The sequence below is a fragment of the Actinomadura luzonensis genome, assembly GCF_022664455.2.
GTDB lineage: Bacteria > Actinomycetota > Actinomycetes > Streptosporangiales > Streptosporangiaceae > Nonomuraea > Nonomuraea luzonensis.
Map to the genome: position 1 here is coordinate 2,517,764 of NZ_JAKRKC020000001.1, position 18,840 is coordinate 2,536,603.

Below are 18,840 nucleotides of genomic sequence, written 5' to 3' on the forward strand. Positions count from 1 at the left end.
CCCTTGACGTGGGACGAGCGTTGCCATTTGATTACGCTCAGTCATACATGCCCGCCTGACCTGTGACGATGTCGCCGGGTAAGGATTATGTAACGGTGTGCGGGGCGGCCCGGGCGGCGCCGCCCCGCGCTCAGCCGAGCGTCGCCGCGTACGGGTCCCAGCCGTCCGGCAGCGGCTCCGGCGCGGTCAGGGTGGAGGCGATCGGCCGGAACTCGCCGCGCTCGCCCGCCTCGGCGATCGCCGCCATGAGGTCGAGCACGTGATAGGCCAGCTCGCCCGAGGCCCGGTGCGGGGTGCCCGCGCGCAGCGACCTCGCCATGTCAAGGACGCCGATGCCCCGGCTCGCGGTGGTGCCCGACACCGGCAGCTCGCGCCAGTCCGCGTCGTGCGGGCCGCGGACCAGCAGCGGCCCCTCGAAGGTGTTGGGGTCGGGCAGGGACAACGCGCCCTCGGTGCCGATGATCTCGATCAGCCGGCGGTTGACGGGCGAGTCGAAGCTGAACGTGGCCGCCGCCGTCGCCGTGCCGGGGAAGTCCAGCAGGGCGTTGACGTGGGTCGGCACGTCCACGGGGAACCTCTGCCCCGCCTTGGGGCCCGAGCCCACGACCCGCTCGGCGCGGGCCCGCCGGCTGCTCGCCGCCACCCGGGCGACCGGGCCGAGCAGCGAGACCAGGGCGGTCAGGTAGTAGGGACCGAGGTCGAACAGCGGCCCGCCCCCCGGCTGGTAGAAGAACTCCGGGTTGGGGTGCCAGGACTCCGGGCCGAGGCTCTGCGTGGCCGCCGTGACCGCGACCGGCTCGCCGATGAGGCCCGAGCGCAGCGCGTGCAGGGCGGACTGCAGCCCGGCGCCTAAGAAGGTGTCGGGCGCGCCGCCGACCCGCAGGCCGAGCGCGGCGGCCTCGGCCATGATCTTGGCGCCCTCGCCGGGGTCCATCGCGAACGGCTTCTCCCCGTACACGTGCTTGCCGGCGCGCAGCGACTCCAGCGCCACGGCCGCGTGCGCGACCGGCACGGTGAGGTTGACCACGATCTCGACCTCGGGCAGGCCGAGCACCGCCTCGAGCGGGCCGGACACGGGCACGCCGTGCTCGCGCGCGACCGCGGCGGCCCGTCCGGTGTCGAGGTCGGCGACGCCGAGCACGCGCACGTCGGGGAACGAGGTGAGGTTGCGGAGATACTGGCCACTGATCACTCCGGCGCCGACCAGGGCGACGCCGACGGGGCCGTCGGTCAAGAGGCCTCCAGGGAGGTGAGGTAGGCGTGGCTGTCGGCCAGCGCCGCGAAGACGTCGGTGGCGCACTCGTCGAGCTCGACCACGCGCCAGGCGTCCGGCGCGGCGGCGAGGACCGCGGGCACGTCCATCGCGCCCGCGCCCACCGCCGTGTGCGGCTCGCCCTTGACCACCGGGCCGTCCTTCACGTGCAGGGCGAGGGTCCGCCCGGCCAGGCGGCCGAGCAGGGCGGGCACGTCGGCGCCGCCCACGGCCGCCCAGTAGGTGTCGATCTCCAGGAAGACCTCGGGCGCGAGCAGGTCGGCCAGCGCCTCCAGCGCGTGCCGGCCGTCGATCCGCGGCTCGATCTCCCACCAGTGGTTGTGGTAGCCGATCCGCACGCCGTGCCCGGCCGCCCGCTCGGCCAGGCCGTTGAGCCGTTCGGCCACCCGCCGCAGGCCGTCCTCGGTGGTGAACTCCTCGTCGGCGAAGCCGCCGGGCACGATCGCCAGGTCGGTGCCGACCGTGGCGATCGCGTCGAGGACCTTGGAGGTGTCCTGGCTGAGCAGCGCGTACGCGTGCGTGGCCGACACCTGGAGCCCGAGGTCGTCGGCGACCCGGCGGAAACCCTCCGGGTCGGTGGTCGGGTCGAACGGCTCGACGGCCCGGTAGCCGATCCCGGCGAGACGCCGCAGCACGGCGTCGCGATCGGCGGCCAGCGCATCCCTGACGGTGTAGAGCTGGACGCTGACCGGTCGGCTCATCCGCGTACCCCCATCAGGTGCTCGAGCGCGAGCTGGTTGAGCCGGGTGAAGTGGAAGCCGCGGGCCGCGGCGGCCTCGACGTCGAAGTCGTCCTTGGCGAGGTCCTGCCAGGTCTCGCCGGCGGCCAGGGTGGGCTGGGCCAGCTCGGTCACGCGGGAGGCGGCCAGGGCCTCCTGGACCTCCGGGTCCTGGCGGAACTTGGCGGACTTGTCCTTGAGGATGAGGTAGGTGCGCATGTTGGCGGCGGCGGAGTCCCAGACGTCCTGCGGGTCGTCGGTGCGCAGCGGCTTGTAGTCGAAGTGGCGGGGGCCGTCGTAGCCGCCGTTCTCCAGCAGGTCGACCAGGAAGAAGGCGCTCTTGAGGTCGCCGTGGCCGAAGATCAGGTCCTGGTCGTACTTGGGGCCGTGCTGGCCGTTGAGGTCGATGTGGAAGAGCTTGCCGTGCCAGAGGGCCTGGGCGATGCCGTGGACGAAGTTCAGCCCGGCCATCTGCTCGTGGCCGACCTCCGGGTTGAGCCCGACCATCTCGGGGTGCGCCAGCTCGCTGATCAGGCCCAGGGCGTGGCCGATGGTGGGCAGCAGGATGTCGCCGCGGGGCTCGTTGGGCTTGGGCTCGATGGCGAAGCGCATGTCGTAGCCCTTGTCGAGCACGTACTGGCAGAGGAGGTCCAGGCCCTCCTTGTAGCGGTCGAGGGCGGCGCGGACGTCCTTGGCGGCGTCGGACTCGGCGCCCTCGCGGCCGCCCCAGCACACGTACGTGGTGGCGCCGAGGCTCGCCGCCAGGTCGATGTTGCGCATGACCTTGCGGAGCGCGTAGCGGCGCACGTCGCGGTCGTTGCTGGTGAACGCGCCGTCCTTGAAGACGGGGTGGGTGAAGAGGTTGGTGGTGGCCATGGGGACCTTCATGCCGGTCTCGTCCAGGGCCTTGCGGAAGGCGGCGACGGCCTTGTCGCGGTCGGGTTCGACGGCGAGCAGGTCGTCGTCGTGGAAGGTGACGCCGTACGCGCCGAGCTCGTGCAGCTTGTGGACGGTCTCGACCGGGTCGAGCGCCGGGCGGGAGGCGTCGCCGAACGGGTCGCGCGCCTGCCAGCCCACGGTCCAGAGGCCGAAGGTGAAGCGGTCGTCGGGGGTCGGGGTGAATCCGGTCATTTTCCTGCGCTCCGATTGTTTAGTCCATAATCTGTACATAATCCTGAGGAGGTGGACGGGGTGTCGTCAAGAGGAGTTCGGCATGATTCCATGCGCGCCCGTAACCTGGCCGTAGTGCTGGACGCCATCCACCGCACCGGACCTCATACCCGCGCCGCGCTCGCCGAACGGACCGGGCTCACCAAGACCACCGTCTCCAGCCTGGTCGCCGACCTGCTGGAGGCCGGGGTGGTCGCCGAGGGCGGGGCCGTGCGCGGCGGCGAGCGGGGCCGCCCCGGCGTGGCGGTCGGCCTCAGCGGGCAGCGCGTGGCCACGCTCGGGCTGGAGATCAACATCGACTACCTGGCGGCCTGCGTCGTCGACCTGACCCGCGCCGTCCGGCTCCGCCGCACCACGCCCGCCGACAACCGCAACTCCGACCCCGCCGAGATCCTCGGCCGGCTGCGCGCCCTCGCCCGCGACACCATCGCCGCCGCCGAGGCCGGCGGGCTGCGCGTCATGGGGGCCGCGCTGGCCGTGCCCGGCACCGTCGAGGGCGGCGTGCTGCGGAGCGCCCCGCACCTCGGCTGGCGCGACGTGCGCGTCGCGGACCTGGCCGGCGACCTGCCGATCACCATCGACAACGAGGCCAACCTGGCGGCGCTCGGCGAGCTGTGGTTCGGCTCGCGCGAGGCGGACTTCCTGTACGTGTCAGGGGAGATCGGCATCGGCGCCGGCCTGGTGGTCGGCGGCGCGCTGTTCAGGGGCACGTTCGGGCTGGCCGGCGAGCTCGGCCACGTCGTCGTCGTGCCCGACGGGCCCGCCTGCCGGTGCGGCGGGCGGGGCTGCCTGGAGGTGTACGCCGGCCAGGACGCCCTGCTCGGGCCGCTCGAGTCGGTGACCGCGCTGACCGGGCGGCTGGAGACGGGCGAGCCGCGCGCGCTGGAGGCGTGCGAGCGGGCCGGCCACGCGCTCGGGGTGGCGCTCACCTCGGCCGTGCACCTGCTCGACCCCGGCCGGATCGTGCTCGGCGGCGTCTTCGCGCCGCTCTTCCCCTGGCTCGCCGGGCCCGTCACCGACGGGCTCGGCGCGCGCCTCGCCCTGATGCGCGGCACGCCGCCCCCGGTCGTGGTGTCGGAGACCGGCGCCGACGCCGCCGTGCTCGGCGCGGCCGGGCTCATCATCCAGCGCATCCTCGCCGACCCGGCCCAGGCGCTCGGCCTCTGACGAGGGGTCCCTACGATGACGGGCATGCTGATCGAGGAACGCGAGACCGGCGACGGGGAGCTCGCCGCGCTGCTCGACGCGGCCTTCGCCGAGCTGGTCGCCCGCTACGGGCCCGAGGGCCGCTCCCAGGTGCGGCCCGGCGCCCGCTTCCTGGTGGCGGTCGTGGACGGGCAGGCGGTCGGCTGCGGCGCCGTGCAGCCGGTGGACGAGCTGACCGGCGAGCTCAAGCGCATGTACGTCCGGCCCGGCCACCGGGGCCGGGGCATCGCCAAGGCGCTGCTGGGAGCGCTGGAGGAGCTGGCCGCGGGCATGGGCCACCGGCGGCTCCGGCTGGCCACGGGGCTGCGGCAGCCGGAGGCGATCGCGTTGTACGAGCGGTGCGCGTACACGCTGACCGAACCCTACGGCAAGTACGTGGACGCGCCCCTGACCCGCTGTTACGCGAAGGCGTTAACGGCCGAACGACCCTAGCCGGGCACCGGGCGGACGCCTGCAATGGAGGGAGATCTCGGTAAGGAGGGACTCCGATGTCCGAGGTACTCATTCCCGGCGACGCGGTCGATGAGAAGGGGCGCGACGTGGCCGCCCCCGCCGCGGATCTCATGCAGGCGCTCAACCTGCAGTCGGAGGGCCAGCCCGCGGGCTATGACCTCATCAAGGCCGACGCCCTCTCGCTCACCAAGTGGATCACGAGCCTGATCGGCGGTGGCAGCGTCACTGTCGGCGGACTGGGCACGGCCCTGCTGTCCGGCACGACGGAGGTCGCCGAGCGGGTCGCGCTCATCGCCGGGCTGGCGCTGCTGCTGAGCGCCGCCGCCGTCAGTGTCGCCTGGGTCGTGATCACCGACGTCCGAACCAGGGCCGACGTCCAGAAGGCCCGGATCGAGGCGCGCACCGCCCTCGGCCACGACTACCTGGGGCTCGTCGACCGGTTCCAGCCGCCGCCCATCGTCCTGGTGCCGGACGGGCACGATCAGTAGGAGCCCGCGCGGGTCGGCCGGCGCCAAGTCAGGTCCAAGAGGGTGCTAAGAGCGGCGGCGCACCCTGGTGCCATCGACGACGACCAGAGGAGCGACGACCATGGCACCCGACACTCTCGGCTTCCGCATCGGCCACCGCGCGATGCGCGGCGACACCCGCCGGCTGGCCCGCCTGATGGACGGCGTGGCCGCCGGCGACGAGCGGGCCGACGCCGCCCGGCTGAAGGCCGTGGCCACGTTCACCAGGAAGCTGTGCGCCGGCATCCACCATCACCACCAGGCCGAGGACAACGTGCTGTGGCCGGTCATCGTCCGCTCGGCCGGGGCCGAGGTGGACCTGAGCGACCTCACCGACGACCACGCCCAGCTCGACCCGCTGCTGGAGGAGATCACCGCGTGCGCGGCCCGGCTCGGCCGCGACCCGGCCGCCGCCAAGCGCCTGGCGCAGGGCCTCGGCGCCCTCGCCGACCTGCTGGACGAGCACATCGAGGAGGAGGAGCGGCTGCTGTTCCCGATCATCGAGAAGTACGTGTCCGAGGAGGACTGGAAGGCGGTCGAGAACGAGGTGCGCAAGGGCGGCGACATCGCCTTCGACCTGCCGCGCATCTTCCAGTACGCGCGGCCTGAGGAGATGGCCGAGCTGCGGAGGCTGGCCGGGCCGGTGCTGGTCGCCATGCTGGCGCTGCTCAACCGGGGGCACCGGCGCCGCCAGCGGCTCATCTTCGGGGCAGCGGCATGAGGCGGGCGCGGGGGCGGCGGGTCAGCCGGTGCCGGTCAGGCGTTCGCGGGCGGCCTTGGCCCAGTGCGGCGAGCCGACCCGCTCGGCGACCTCCGCCGCCCGCGCGTAGTGCCCGTCCGCCTCGGGCAGCCCCAGCAGCCGGGCGAGGTCGCCGAGCACCAGCGCGACCGGCCCGAGGGTGACGGAGCCGCTGTTGAGCCCGGCCACCCGGTCGTCCCAGGGCAGCAGGGCGGCGTAGCAGCGCCGGGCCACCTCGCGGTCGGCGAGGGCGACGGCGGTCTGCGCGCGCAGCGCCTCCCACAGCAGCCAGTAGTAGTCGCGCGAATGGCGGCCCTGGGGGTCCCAGACGCGCCGGGCCGCGTCCAGGTCGCCGGCCGCGGCCAGGGCGCCCGCGTACAGCTCGCGGGTGCCGTCGTTCGGCAGGCGCGCGTGCAGGGCGGCCAGCTCGGGCAGCGAGGCGCGCACGTCGCCGCGCGCCATCCGCACCACGAACCTGCCGAGCATGCCCATCGCGTCGGCGTTGACCGCGCCGCGCTCGGCCATCTGCCTGGTGACCCCGGTGTAGATCGCCTCGGCCGTGTCGAAGTCGCCCTCGACGAGCTTACGCAGCGCCCCGAACAACGACAGGATGACCAGTGACAGGCCGAGCTGGCCGCTGGTGGAGACCGCGAGGCCGCTGTCGGCGTGCCGGCCGGCCGTCTCCAGGTCGCCGCGGCCGAGCGCGGCCATGAGCAGCGCGGAGTGGGCCAGCGTGAGGTAGCCGAAGAGCCGGTGCGTCGTGGCCAGCTCCAGCAGCTCCTCGCCGAGCGCGGTCAGCTCGTCGCGCCGCTCGGGGGCGAGGACGGCGAAGTAGCGGGCGTTCAGCGCCAGGCACAGCAGGTCGGGGCGGCCCAGCTCGCGGGCCAGCGCCACCGCCTCGGCCCCGGCGGCGTCCACGCGCGCGTCGTCGTGGCCCTCCACGGCGAAGACGAGGGCGGCCAGCAGCCGGCAGCGCGCCTCGGGTCCTGGGCCGGCGGCCAGCTCCCGCTCCACGTGCGCGACGAACTCCTCGTCGTAGCGGGTGTCCGGCTGGATGGTCCAGATGACCGGCGCGTCGTACGAGGTGAGCGCGCGCACGCCGGGCGACAGCCGGACCGCCTCCGCCCGCGCGGCGAGTGCCCCCGACACGTCGCCCGCGTGGCCGAGCGCCGACACCAGCCCGCACAGCAGCTCCAGCCGGGTCGCGTCGTCCGCGGCGAACGGCAGCGCCGCCCGGTACAGGGCCGCCGCCTCGCGGTGCGCGTGCAGTCCGGACGCCTGCGCGGCCGCCGCCCTGGCGTGGCCGACCGCGCCCGGCGCGCCGGCCTCCAGCGCGTGGTGGGCCAGCGCCGCCACCTCGCCCGGCCGCAGCCGCTCCAGCGCGGTCACCACGCGCCCGTGCAGCCGGGTGCGCCGGATCCGCGCCGTGTCCTCGTACAACACCTCGCGGACCAGGACGTGCGTGAACCGGACCCGTCCCGGGCCCGGCTCGGACAGCAGGCCGGTCATGACCCCGGCCTCCAGGCCGTCGAGCACGGTGTCCTCGTCGCCGTCCTGCAACGCGACCAGCACGTCCACGTCGGCGTCCCGGCCGACGACGGCGGCGTTGCGGAGCACGGTCTGCGCGGTGGCGGGCAGGCGGGTGATCCTCCGCCTGATCAGGTCGCGGACGCCGGGCGGCAGGGCCCGCGCCGCCCCTGGGCCCTCCGTGGCCAGCAGGCGGGCGATCTCGCAGACGAACAGCGGGTTGCCCAGCGTGCGCTCGCGCACCGTGCGCACGGTCGCGGCGTCGGGGACCTGCTCGGTGTGGCGTTCCAGCAGCTCGGCGACCGCGTCGTCGGCCAGCCCCGGCAGCTCCACGTGCCGGCTGCCGGCCGCCAGCGCGGCGAGCGTGGCGGCCAGGTCCTCGGTGGTCTCGGCGGGGCGGTGGGTGGCGACCACCAGGAGCCGGGCGGTCTGCGGCAGGTGGCGCAGCAGGTGCAGGGTCTCGCCGTCGGCGCGGTGCACGTCCTCCAGCACGACCAGCAGGGGCGCGCAGGAGGCGAGGTAGCCGGCCACGGCGCGGGCGAGCTGGAACTGGTTGGGGATGGGCACGCCGTCGTGCAGCAGCGGGGCCAGGCCGGCGGGATCGTCCGGCGGGCAGGCGGCGGCCAGGTGCCGGACGATCTCGCTCCACGCCCAGGCGGGCGGCGCGCCGCCGTCGATCTCGGGGCAGCGGCCGACCGCGACCCGCCAGCCGCGCCCGGCCAGCTCGGCCGCGAACGCCTCGGCCAGCGTGCTCTTGCCGGCGCCCGGCTCGCCGCCGAGCCAGACGGTGCGGTGGGCGGGCTGGGCGGCCTCGTCCCTGAGGATCGCGAGCTCACGCGCCCGTCCGACGATGACGGGCCCGGCGGCCTCCTCCCGCACCGGCTCCGGTGTCCTGGTCGGCTCCGGAGTCCTGGTCGGCGCTGTCCGGTGGGCCGGCGCCGGCTCGGGCGCGTGCAGCGTGTCGGACTGGCGAAGGATGTCCTGCTCCAGCGCCCGCAGCTCCGGCCCCGGGTCCACCCCCAGCTCCTCGGCCAGCCGCTCGCGCGCCCGCCGCAGCACCGCCAGCGCCTCCGCCTGGCCGCCCGCCCGGTAACAGGCCAGCGCCAGCAGCCGCACCCCGCTCTCGCGCAGCGGGTGACGCTCGACGTGCCCGCGCAGCTCGGGCACGACCTGCGCGTGCCGGCCCAGCAGCAGCGCGGCCTCCGCCCGGTGCTCGACGGCGAGCAGCCGCAGCTCGGCCAGCCGCTCGGTCTCGGGGACGGCCCACTCCTCGTCGGCGAACTCCCCGTAGGCGGGACCGCTCCAAAGCGCGAGCGCGCCGTCCAGCAGCTCGTACGCCACCTCGCCCGCCCCCCGCCGCAGGGCCGCCGCCGCCTCCTCGATGAGGCCGGGCAGCCGCCAGGCGTCCACGGCGTCCGCCGGCAGCCGCAGCCGGTAGCCGGGCGGGGCGCTCACCAGCACGCGGGCGGGGGCGCGCGGCGGCCGGTCCGGCTCGACGACGCGGCGCAGGTTGGAGACGTACACCTGGAGCGCGGCGAGCGCCTTGGGCGGCGGCTGCCCGCGCCAGAGGTCGTCGATGAACCGGTCGGTGGACACCACCTGCCCGCCGGCGGCGGCCAGGCGCGCGAGCACCGCCCGCTGCCGCGCCGAGCCCAGGTCGACGGGCCGGCCGTCGAGGTCGGCGTGGAGCGGTCCGAGCACGCGCAGGGCGAGCCGGGGTTCGTCCCGATCGGGGTGCCACCCATCTGTCACCAGCACAGAGTGGGGCAAAAGGCCCGCTCATGACAATGGCCGTCCAGCCGCTTCCCAACCAGCTCCAAGCGACCTCCAACCGCTCAGGAACAGCGGTAGCCGGCGGGCACCTGGGAGTCGCCGTTCGGGCGGCTCGCCTGGAAGCCGAACGTCGTGCTCTGCCCCGGGCCGAGCGCCCCGTTGTGCGCGGCGTTCCTGGCGGTCACGGTCTGGCCGCTCACCGTCAGGACGGCGTTCCACGAGCCCGTGACGGCGTGCCCGGCGGGCAGCGTGAACGTCACCGTCCACCCGGTGGTCGCCGAGGCGCCGTTGTTGGTGACCGTCACCGGCTGGATCACGTAACCGCCGCCCCACTGGGTCTGCGTGGTGGCGGTCACCGCGCACCCGCCGCCGGTCGCCGTCGTCGTGACGGTGACCGTGCCGGAGACGGGGGAGAGGTTGCCGGCGGCGTCGCGGGCGCGGACCTGGTAGCGGTAGGTGGTGCCGGCGGCCAGCCCCGAGTCCGTGTACGAGGTGCCGGTCGCGGTGCCGACCTGCGCGAACGTGCCGCCGGACGGGCCCGTCGCGCGGAGGACGTCGTAGCCGGTGACGCCGACGTCATCGGTGGCGGCGGTCCAGGCGAGGGTCGTGCCGCCCGAGGTGGTGCCGGAGGCCGTCAGGCCGGTGGGCGCGGTGGGCGGCGTGGTGTCGGTCCCGCCGGACGGCGGGACGCGGATGATCCGGTCGTCGGCGGCCACGGGGGTGCCGCGGCCGTCCCGGTTGCTGGTCGACAGCCACAACCAGCCGTCGGGGCCGACCACGCTCGCGCGCAGCCGCCCGTAGTCGCCCTGGAGCTCGGACACCGGCGTGCCCGCCGTGCCGCTCGCGGTGAGCGGCACCGCCCACACGCGCTGGCCGCGCAGCGCCGCCGCGAAGAGCGTGCCGTTCGCGTACGCCAGGCCGCTCGGCGACGCCTCCGCCGTGGGCCAGGTGACGATCGGGTTGCGGAAGGAGGTGCCGGAGCAGACGCCCTCGCAGGTGGGCCAGCCGTAGTTGCCGCCCGCCACGATCTGGTTGATCTCGTCCCAGGTGTTCTGGCCGAACTCGCTGGCGTACATGCGGCCCTGGGCGTCCCAGGCGAGGCCCTGCACGTTGCGGTGGCCGTAGCTGTAGACCCGCGAGCCGGGGAACGGGTTGCCGGACGGGACGCCGCCGTCGGGCGTCATGCGCAGGATCTTGCCGGCCGGGCTGTCGAGGTTCTGGGCGTTGGCGCTGTTGTTGGCATCGCCGGTGGACAGGTAGAGCAGCCCGTCCGGCCCGAACGCCAGCCGCCCGCCGTCGTGGATCGTCGCGCTCGGCACCCCGCTGAAGATCACCTGCTGTGTCTGGGGCGCGCTGAGCCGCAGCCTGACCAGCCGGTTGTCCCCGGCCGTGCTGGTGAAGTACGCGTACACCCACCCGTCCTGCGGGTACGACGGCGACACCGCGAGCCCGAGCAGCCCGCTCTCCCCGGACGCGCTGACCCCGCTGACCGTGGCCACCGCCGTCGCCGCCTGCCCCGGGCGCACCTGCATGATCCGCCCGGTGCCGCGCTCCGACACGAGGGCGCCGCCGTCCGGCAGGAACGCGATCGCCCACGGCACCTGCAGCCCCGTGACGGCCACCTCCGCCCGATCGAAGTCGAACCCGCCCACCGCCTGCGCCCGCGCCCCGGGCGCGGTCACGACGAACGCGAGCAGGGCCAGGACCAGGGCCGAGATGACGCGACTGCGCCGCATGACGGGCTCCTTGACCGGATCGGGGCACACCGATGTCAATACGGTAGGCATCCCGCCCGTCCCGCCTCAACGCCCCAGGGCCGCCGACCCCGCCGGCCTGCGCGGACGCCGGCCGCCTGATGAAACTTTCAACCTCCGGCCGCTCGGCGGGGGCGCGCTACGGCAGGACGGAGCCGGTCCAGAGCGTGGCGGCGGCCTGGTCGGTTGCGACCGCGCCGCAGCCTTCGCCCGGCCACCGGGAGTCGACGGAGGACGTCCCTGGAGCCCAGCGGCTGGTTCCATGAGAAGCCCTGCGCGCCGGCGTGGTCAGGGACGAAGACCCACCTGCCGAACGTCCCGCTGCCCTCGGGGTCGAGCACGGAGTGGCCGGATCGTCCCGAGGACCGACGCGATGACGTTCGACGGCGAGCGGGCGGCGGGTCAGCTCGCGGCCTGCTTCACCAGGGCGGCGATCCGCTCCGCGTCCTGCTCGGACAGGCCCTTGAGCGCGAAGGCGGTGGCCCACATGTCGCCGTCGTCCAGGTTGGCGGCGTCGTTGAAGCCGAGCGTCGCGTAGCGGGTCTTGAACTTGCGCGCGGGCTGGAAGAAGCAGACGATCTTGCCGTTCCTGGCGTACGCGGGCTGCCCGTACCAGAGCTTCGGCGTCAGGTGCGGTGCGACGGAGGTGACGATGGCGTGGACGCGCTCGGCCATCTCCCGGTCCGAGCCCTCCATCTCGGCGATCTTCTCCAGCACGTCCTGCTCGCCGTCGGCCTTGCCGCCGCGCCGGGCGGCCTTCTTCAGCTCCTGGGCGTGCTCCTTCATGGCGGCCCGCTCCTCCTCGGAGAAGCCGTCGAACGTGGTGGTCTGCTGCTTGTTGTCCGCCATTGGGTTCTTCCTCACGTGTGCGGCTGTTTGCGTGTTCTCAGACTAGTGAGCCGCGCACGGCGGAGGCTTCTTGAAAACTGACCAGTCCGCTCAGCCGGACAGGGGGCCGAGGTCGGCGACGATCCGGGCGAAGGCCCGGATGAGGTCGTTCTCCGTCTCCGCGCGCCACACCGCGGCGTAGGGCAGCACGCCGAGGTCGCGGACGGGCAGGTAGGCGATGTCCGGCCGGCTCCAGTAGCGCCTCATGTGGGCGGGGAAGAGGTTGACGATCTGCCCCGTGCTCGTCAGGGTGAGGACCTCCTCGGCGCTGCGCACCACGGGGCCGCGTTCGAGCAGCCGTCCCGAGCGGGTGTGGGGCGGGAGGTAGGCGTCGAACCAGTACTCCGGCCGTGAGGGGGTCTCGGCGTGCCGGAAGTCGGCGAGCATGTCCAGGGAGACCGAGTCGCGGCCGGCGAGCTCGTGGTCGGCGGCGACGGCGACCACCCGAGGCTCGGCGAGCATGACCGGGCCGGTCGTCAGGTCGGGCTCCTCGACCGGCAGCCAGGAGACCAGGACGTCGACGTCGCCGCTCCGCAGGCCGGCGAACGGGTCGACGAAGGGCGCGTGCTGGATGCGCAGCTCCCACTGCGGGTGGCGGCTGCGGAAGGTGTCCCAGTAGGGGCGCAGGTCGTGGGCGTTGACGGGCAGCATGCCGACCCGCAGCACGGCGGTGACGCCCTGCGCGGCCAGCTTGGCGCGGCGCATGCCGTCGTGGAGGCCGGTGTAGACGGGCCACAGGTCGTCGCGGAGCTGCCGGCCGAGCGCGGTCAGCCGGACGGTGCGGTTGGTGCGCTCGAAGAGCGGCGCCCCGATCTGGCGTTCCTGCTTCTTGATGGCCTGGGTGACGCGGGCGGGGGTGACGCGAAGCCGCTCAGCGGTGCGCCCGAAGTGCAGCTCGTCGGCCAGGGTCAGGAAGATCTCGATGTCGCGGAGTTCCACGGTCCTCCCTCCGTTAACGCGGGGGTTAATGCTGCCTTGCGCGGTTTGTCGTTGTTCCCGGCCACCGGTCGCGTTGATCCTAGTCGCCGGAGAGAGCGACCACTCCGGCGCTGTCAGCGGCCGCGTCAGGACGGCGACGGCCCGGCGTCAGCACGGTCCGCCATCGTCATCCCGTACACAGCACGACGCCACTGAAGGAGACCCCGACATGTCCGTCACCCTCACCCCCGAGGACAAGACCACCCTCCGCACCGCCGCCTACGGCGCCGTCACCCTGCTGGCCGCCGCCGACGCGGCCGGCAAGCCCCACAAGGCCGCCACCGCCGGCAGCATCGCCCTGGCCTCCGCCACCGGCCTGGTCGGCCACGTGCTCGCCGAGAAGACCAAGGACATCACGGTGGAGGGCAGGACGACGGCCGCGATCGCCGACCGCGTGCTGCCCGCCCTGACGGCCGCCATGCACCTGCTCAAGCAGCACGACCCCGCCGAGGCCGGCAACTTCCGCAGCACCGTCCTGGTCGCCGCCGACGCCGCCGCGAGCAGCCACCGGACCCCGCCCAGCCCCACCGTCGCCGACATGATCCACAAGATCACCGCCGCCCTCGACGCCTGACCCGCCGCGACCGCACCACCGAAGGAGCACCCCCATGGCACACACCGGCTTCACCCAGAGCGGCCTGCGCAGGCTGCGCGAGGTCCTGGACCGGCACGTCGAGTCCGGCAGGATCCCCGGCGTGGTCGCCCTCGTCGGCCGCGGCGACCACACCCACGTCGAGGCGCTCGGCACCATGCACCACGACGGCGGCGACCCGATGCGCCGCGACACCGTCTTCCGGATGGCCTCCACCTCCAAGCCGGTATCCATCGCCGCCGCCATGGTGCTCCTGGACGAATGCCGCATCCGCCTCGACGACCTCGTCCAGACGTGGCTGCCCGAGCTCGCCGACCGCCAGGTGCTCACCCGCCCCGACGGGCCGCTGGACGACACCGTGCCCGCCCGCCGCCCGATCACCGTGCGCGACGTGTTGACCTCCACCTTCGGCCTCGGCATGGACATGACCTCGATCGGCACCCCGATCATGAACGCCGTGTTCGCCAACGGCCTCACCCCCGACCTGCCCGAGCCCATGCCCGAGCCCGACGAGTGGCTGCGCCGCCTGAGCACCCTGCCGCTGATGCACCAGCCCGGCGAGCGCTGGCAGTACCACATCAGCAGCGACCTGGTCGGCGTCCTGGTCGCCCGCGTCACCGGCCGCCCCTTCGAGGAGTTCCTGCGCGAGCGCGTCCTCGGCCCGCTCGGCATGGACGACACCGGCTTCTCGGTGCCGGAGGACCAGATCGACCGGCTGCCCACCCTGTACGCCCCCGACCCGCAGACCGGCGCGTTCCAGGTCTGGGACGAGGCCAAGAACGGCCGCTGGAGCCGGCCCCCGGCGTTCCCCGGCGGGGGCGGCGGGCTGGTCTCCACCGCCGACGACTACCACGCCTACTTCCGCATGCTGCTCAACGGCGGCGTGCACGAGGGCCGGCGCGTCCTGTCCCGGGCCGCGGTCGAGCTGATGACCACCAACCGGCTCACCGCGGAGCAGCAGGCCGCCCGGCACGCGATGGCGGTGAACAATGTGCACATCTCCTTCGGCCAGGGCCAGCACGGCGGCTGGGGTTTCGGCATGGCGGTGCGCACGTACCGCGGCGACTACGCCCCGCTCGGCCAGTTCGGCTGGGACGGCGGCAGCGGCACCAGCACGTACGCCGACCCGGCCAACCAGCTCACCGGCCTCCTGCTCACCCAGGTCGGGATGTCCGTGCCGAACGCGGCGCACCTCATCCACGACTTCTGGACCACCGTCTACCAGGCCCTCGACGACTGACACCGCCCCCTGAGCCCGCGGCCGCGCCCCGCGGGCTCATCGCGTTCCGCCACAGCCGTCCGTCATGGCTACAGTCGTCCGTCATGGCCGAACCTTCCCCCTACCTGACCGCGACGGCGGACGCCTACGACGCCCTCGCCGAGATCTACGCCGACTTCGCCCGGAACTCGCTCGACCGCCTGCCGCTGGACCGCGCGATCATCGCCGCGTTCGCCGAGCTGGTGCGGGCCGGCGGCCCCCGGCCGGTCGCCGAGGCCGGCTGCGGCCCCGGCTACCTGACGGCGCACCTGCGCGACCTCGGGCTGGACGCCTTCGGCGTCGACCTGTCCCCCGCCCTGATCGACATCGCCCGCCGGGACTTCCCCGGCGTGCGCTTCGAGGTCGGCTCCATGGGCGCCTTCGACATGCCGGACGGCGAGCTGGGCGGCGTGGTGTCCTGGTACTCCGTCATCCACACCCCGCCGGCCGAGCTGCCGCCGTACCTCGCCGAGTTCCGCCGGGTGCTCGCCCCGGGCGGTCACCTCCTGGCGGGCTTCTTCGAGGCCGAGGACGGCCCGGTGGCGCCGTTCGACCACAAGGTGACCACGGCCTACCGGTGGCCGATCGACGAGCTGGCCGCCCTGGCCCGCGAGGCGGGCTTCGCCGAGGTGGCCCGCATGTCGCGCGAGCCCCTGGAGGACGAGCGCTTCCGCCGCGGCCACCTGCTGATGCGCGCGATCCAGCCCGACCCCGCGGCCACCGGGTGAGCCGTCAGGCCGGCCGCAACGCCACGTCGTCGATCTGGAACGCGGGCCCGGCGGCGCTCGCGTTCCAGACGAAGGTCCAGTCGACGCGGGTCGCGCCCGCGGGAGCGGTGAACGTGTCGGCCGCCTGCGTCCAGGCCGTCTGCCGGGCCAGCGTGATCGGGTCGGTACGCAGCACCGTGCCGCCCTCGTCGTGCCAGCGCAGGTTCCACGTGACGGCGGGCATGGGCGCCACGGCCTCCCGGTGCCACAGCGACGCGCGGTAGCTCGTGCCGGCGATCACGCCGCTGAAGCCGGGGAAGTTGTCCAGCGCCACCGCGCTGCCGAACGCCTCGGCGCTGGTCAGCCGCAGCGAGCCGGTGCCGCCGTGCGCGTCGCCGGTCCGGTGCTCCACGGCGGCGCCGTACCACGGGGTGTAGGGCGAGGTCGTGGCGGACTCGAAGTCCTGCGCGGCGATCGCGGGCGGCTCGGGAGCGGCGCCGTCGAACGTGCTGCGGGCGTCCTGGCCGTACTGGGGGCCGGCCCACTCGCCGGGCGTGATGCGCTTGCCCATGTCGGTGACCCTGAACTGCCACGGCCCGGTGTAGGTGTTGTCGTGCCAGGAGTTGTTCGACTCGTGGACGATCGCCTGCTGGATCACGGCGCCCTTGTACGGGGACCAGTCCGGATATGTCCCCCAATTGGACAGCAGGGCCATGTGCCCGCAGTACTGCGTCGGGCAGCCGCCGTGCACGTCGGCGGGGTCGAAGGCGAACGTGTTGTGGTGCACGTCGACGTTCTTCGTCCACCAGCGGCAGTCGGTGTAGAGCGGCTCGCTCGCGATGGCGGGGGCCGCGCACCGCGCGGTGTTGGTCGGCCCGACGATCAGCGTGCAGTCGCCGGTCGTCGAGGCGGGGCTGTTGCAGAACCGGTCGGCGTTCGCCCAGGCGGTGATCCCGCCCCAGTTGTTCTCCAGCAGGTTGCCGGTGATCTCGATCTTGCTCGTCCGGGCCGGCACGCGCGGCTCGCCGTCCGCCTCCGACAGGTAGATCGCCGCCTCCGGGAACGGGTCGCCCTTGGCCGCCCGCTCGGCGCCGGAGGCCCAGGCGTTGCCGCGCAGCGTGTTGTTCCTGATGATGGCGTTGTAGCTGATCTCGTAGAAGATGCCGAGCGAGTCGTTGTCCTCGATGAGGTTGTCCTCGATGAGGAAGTCGTTGTCGTTGGTGTCCGCCCAGACCCCGGGGCCGTGGTTGGCGTGGACCCAGTTGCCGGTCACGTCGGCGCCGTTCACCGCCCAGAACTTCATCCCGCCGGTGCACCCGCACCCCGGGATCTGGTGCTCCCAGTCCTGGGTGTTGTTGCCGGTGAACTCGTTGTCCGCGACGACCAGGCCGGTGATGGTGTTGCCGGCCTTGTACGCGTTCAGCCCGTACTGGCCGTTGTCCTTGAGGCAGTTGCCGCGGATCTGGTTCTCGGCCCCGGCCATCAGCCCCGCGCCGGCGTTGTCGCGGATCGTGTTGTGCTCCACGATCCACCGGTCGCCGGAGTCGTGGTTGACCGCGCCCTCGTCGTGCCGCGGGATGAAGCCCTTGATCGTCAGGTACCGGATCGTGACGCCGGTCGCGTCCCCGCCGAACGCGTACCGGTTCAGCCCCCGTCCGTCCAGCACCGCGCCGGGCGCCCCGATGAACGTCGCGCCTTTACCGGGGATGATCTGCGCGTACTCGCCGTCGCCCAGCTTGTGCGTGCCGGTCTTGAAGTAGTACGTGGTGTTCTCCTTGCGTAAGTCCACGCCGCTGTTGTCGCCCTCGGGCACCACGACCGCGCCGGCGGGCGGCGCAGTCGGCCCGTCGAGCGACGAACTGCCGCACACCGCCGCCTTCGCCGCCGCCGAACCGGCCGCGGACCCGGTCGTGGGCCCGGTCGTGGGCCCGGCCGCCTCGGCACTCGCCGGCGCCGTCCCGCCCATGACCACCAGGGCGAGCGCCGCGAGGGTCACCGGCCAACTTCTTCGCATCCCTGTTCCTCCAGGTTTCACGCACGTCTTGACCGCACTTGACCGCCGGCCGTCGCCAGCGTAGTGAGGACGGACGCACACTCTCAAGATCGCGGAGGCGAAGATCCCGGAAACACGTAAGGCCGCTTCCGACAATCGGAAGCGGCCTTCTCTGTGGCTACTGCTGCTCAAGTGATCCATCCGCTGGCCGGTCCTAGTCCCAGTCCTGCAGCTGCTGGAGCAGGTCGGCGTCGCCCTCCATCCGCAGCGAGCCGGCCGGGATGCGCTTGTACATGAGCAGGGCCATCTCGCTCGCCGTGCCGTGGATGGCGGCGGTGGGCTTGCTCTCGGCTGCCTCCGCCGCGGTGAGGCGGGTGAAGCGGGAACCGGCGGCGTCCACCGTCTGGCGCCAGGAGCCGGCCTCGGCCGCGTGGTAGTCCATGGTGGCGGGCTCGCCCGGCCACGGGATCGTGCCGGTGCAGACGGTGGCGAGGAACTCCTCGATGGCGTCGCCCGCCTCGGTCGTCGGCAGCTCCTGCGGGGTGCCGGCGGCCAGCTGGGCGTCGTAGGTGTGGATCAGCGACTCCGGGACGCGGCGGCGGGCCACGGCGGCCACCGTGTGCGGGGAGGCCAGCGGCTCCCACCAGGCCCAGCAGCCCCGGTCCGGGCCGGCCTCGCGCAGAGCGGCAAGCAGCTGCTCCGTCGAGTCGGCCAACCAGGTCATGAGGGCCTCGCGCTCTCTGGGCGCCGCCAGCCCGTCCTTGCTCGGCCGCTCGTCGCCGGGCGCGGTGTTCAGCACGATGTAGGCCCAGAAGCGGTCCCCCTCACTGAGGTGGTTCGCCAGGTCGTACAGCGTCCAGCCCGGGCAGGATGGGACGTCGGCGTCGAGGCTGGGGGCCGCGGCGACGGTGGCGCGGAACGCGGCGGACCGCTCGTCGATCATCCGCAGCAGGGTGGGGAAGGCGAGATGCTCAGTCATGTAAACCTTGTCTCACTCTGGGATCGGGACTCTCGCGCGCGGGAAAGCGCGCCGGACGCTCTCAGGCGCTTCGTGCCGGTGACTTCTCGTGGATGCTCGGTCACGTAGTCACGCAGTCAGTCACTCAGAGGACAAGAGAGGCCGCTTCCGAGCTTCGGAAGCGGCCTTCTACCTGCGGCGATACTGTCGGGGTGGCGGGATTTGAACCCACGACCTCTTCGTCCCGAACGAAGCGCGCTGCCAAGCTGCGCTACACCCCGGTGCACGCGCCGATCGGTGCGTACCTGGAAAAGTCTAGCGGACTCCCAAGGTGGTTGTGACCGTCT

16 protein-coding genes and 1 tRNA gene are annotated in these 18,840 nt (G+C 73.6%); 7 read left to right on the plus strand and 10 right to left on the minus strand.

Translation table 11 applies throughout. The features are described from left to right. Nucleotides 1-130 precede the first annotated feature (130 nt). Genes MF672_RS12125 through xylA form a run of 3 tightly spaced genes read right to left on the minus strand, consistent with a single transcriptional unit; the run spans nucleotide 131 to nucleotide 3,122 of the window. Complete coding sequence (locus MF672_RS12125) at nucleotides 131-1,234, minus strand: Gfo/Idh/MocA family protein (protein WP_242374225.1); 1,104 nt, start codon at nucleotides 1,232-1,234, stop codon at nucleotides 131-133. Beyond that, nucleotides 1,231-1,974 carry a sugar phosphate isomerase/epimerase family protein gene (locus MF672_RS12130; RefSeq protein WP_242374224.1) on the minus strand — a complete coding sequence of 248 codons (744 nt, stop codon included), beginning with the start codon at nucleotides 1,972-1,974 and terminating at the stop codon, nucleotides 1,231-1,233. The genes MF672_RS12125 and MF672_RS12130 overlap by 4 nt, the downstream gene beginning before the upstream one ends. After that, nucleotides 1,971-3,122, minus strand: a complete 1,152-nt coding sequence (gene xylA, locus MF672_RS12135; protein WP_242374223.1) for a xylose isomerase — start codon at nucleotides 3,120-3,122, stop codon at nucleotides 1,971-1,973. The genes MF672_RS12130 and xylA overlap by 4 nt, the downstream gene beginning before the upstream one ends. 90 nt (nucleotides 3,123-3,212) lie before the next feature. Here xylA and MF672_RS12140 point away from each other — a divergent pair, with 90 nt between their 5' ends. From MF672_RS12140 to MF672_RS12155, 4 genes are all read left to right on the plus strand, one after another. Then, nucleotides 3,213-4,328 carry an ROK family transcriptional regulator gene (locus MF672_RS12140; RefSeq protein ID WP_242374222.1) on the plus strand — a complete coding sequence of 372 codons (1,116 nt, stop codon included), beginning with the start codon at nucleotides 3,213-3,215 and terminating at the stop codon, nucleotides 4,326-4,328. Between the two features lie 24 nt (nucleotides 4,329-4,352). After that, nucleotides 4,353-4,799, plus strand: coding sequence for a GNAT family N-acetyltransferase (locus MF672_RS12145; RefSeq protein WP_242374221.1), 447 nt, complete (start codon nucleotides 4,353-4,355; stop codon nucleotides 4,797-4,799). A 56-nt stretch (nucleotides 4,800-4,855) separates the two neighbouring features. After that, on the plus strand, nucleotides 4,856-5,308 hold the full coding sequence (locus MF672_RS12150; protein ID WP_242374220.1) for a hypothetical protein: 453 nt from the start codon (nucleotides 4,856-4,858) through the stop codon (nucleotides 5,306-5,308). A gap of 100 nt (nucleotides 5,309-5,408) precedes the next feature. Further along, nucleotides 5,409-6,047, plus strand: coding sequence for a hemerythrin domain-containing protein (locus MF672_RS12155; protein ID WP_242374219.1), 639 nt, complete (start codon nucleotides 5,409-5,411; stop codon nucleotides 6,045-6,047). 21 nt (nucleotides 6,048-6,068) lie between these two features. On the opposite strand, the gene MF672_RS12160 is transcribed toward MF672_RS12155, so the two are convergent. The 4 genes from MF672_RS12160 to MF672_RS12175 all read right to left on the minus strand — a co-directional run bounded on the left by MF672_RS12160 (nucleotide 6,069) and on the right by MF672_RS12175 (nucleotide 12,946). After that, entirely contained in the window at nucleotides 6,069-9,344 is a 3,276-nt protein-coding gene (locus MF672_RS12160; protein WP_242374218.1) for an ATP-binding protein, read from the minus strand. A gap of 83 nt (nucleotides 9,345-9,427) precedes the next feature. Continuing rightward, on the minus strand, nucleotides 9,428-11,101 hold the full coding sequence (locus MF672_RS12165) for a PQQ-dependent sugar dehydrogenase (protein ID WP_242374217.1): 1,674 nt from the start codon (nucleotides 11,099-11,101) through the stop codon (nucleotides 9,428-9,430). 420 nt (nucleotides 11,102-11,521) lie between these two features. Next, nucleotides 11,522-11,968: an iron chaperone gene (locus tag MF672_RS12170; RefSeq protein ID WP_242374216.1), complete on the minus strand. Its 447-nt coding sequence runs from the start codon at nucleotides 11,966-11,968 to the stop codon at nucleotides 11,522-11,524. Nucleotides 11,969-12,058: 90 nt separating this feature from the next. Next, complete coding sequence (locus MF672_RS12175; protein ID WP_242374215.1) at nucleotides 12,059-12,946, minus strand: LysR family transcriptional regulator; 888 nt, start codon at nucleotides 12,944-12,946, stop codon at nucleotides 12,059-12,061. 208 nt (nucleotides 12,947-13,154) lie between these two features. Here MF672_RS12175 and MF672_RS12180 point away from each other — a divergent pair, with 208 nt between their 5' ends. From MF672_RS12180 to MF672_RS12190, 3 genes are all read left to right on the plus strand, one after another. Beyond that, nucleotides 13,155-13,559 (plus strand): hypothetical protein, encoded by a 405-nt coding sequence (locus MF672_RS12180; protein ID WP_242374214.1) that lies wholly within the window; start codon nucleotides 13,155-13,157, stop codon nucleotides 13,557-13,559. A 34-nt stretch (nucleotides 13,560-13,593) separates the two neighbouring features. Further along, a complete protein-coding gene (locus tag MF672_RS12185; protein ID WP_242374213.1) occupies nucleotides 13,594-14,817 on the plus strand; it encodes a serine hydrolase domain-containing protein in 1,224 nt (407 codons plus the stop codon). A gap of 83 nt (nucleotides 14,818-14,900) precedes the next feature. Continuing rightward, complete coding sequence (locus MF672_RS12190) at nucleotides 14,901-15,563, plus strand: class I SAM-dependent DNA methyltransferase (protein ID WP_242374212.1); 663 nt, start codon at nucleotides 14,901-14,903, stop codon at nucleotides 15,561-15,563. A 4-nt stretch (nucleotides 15,564-15,567) separates the two neighbouring features. Here MF672_RS12190 and MF672_RS12195 read toward each other — a convergent pair whose 3' ends face one another. The 3 genes from MF672_RS12195 to MF672_RS12205 form a co-directional block, all read right to left on the minus strand. Continuing rightward, nucleotides 15,568-17,556 carry a right-handed parallel beta-helix repeat-containing protein gene (locus MF672_RS12195; RefSeq protein WP_242374211.1) on the minus strand — a complete coding sequence of 663 codons (1,989 nt, stop codon included), beginning with the start codon at nucleotides 17,554-17,556 and terminating at the stop codon, nucleotides 15,568-15,570. 193 nt (nucleotides 17,557-17,749) lie between these two features. Beyond that, the gene (locus MF672_RS12200; protein ID WP_242374210.1) at nucleotides 17,750-18,514 is read right to left on the minus strand and encodes a maleylpyruvate isomerase family mycothiol-dependent enzyme; all 765 of its coding nucleotides are present in this window, start codon (nucleotides 18,512-18,514) and stop codon (nucleotides 17,750-17,752) included. A 186-nt stretch (nucleotides 18,515-18,700) separates the two neighbouring features. Further along, a tRNA-Pro gene (locus MF672_RS12205) sits at nucleotides 18,701-18,774 on the minus strand. Between the last annotated feature and the right edge of the window lie 66 nt (nucleotides 18,775-18,840).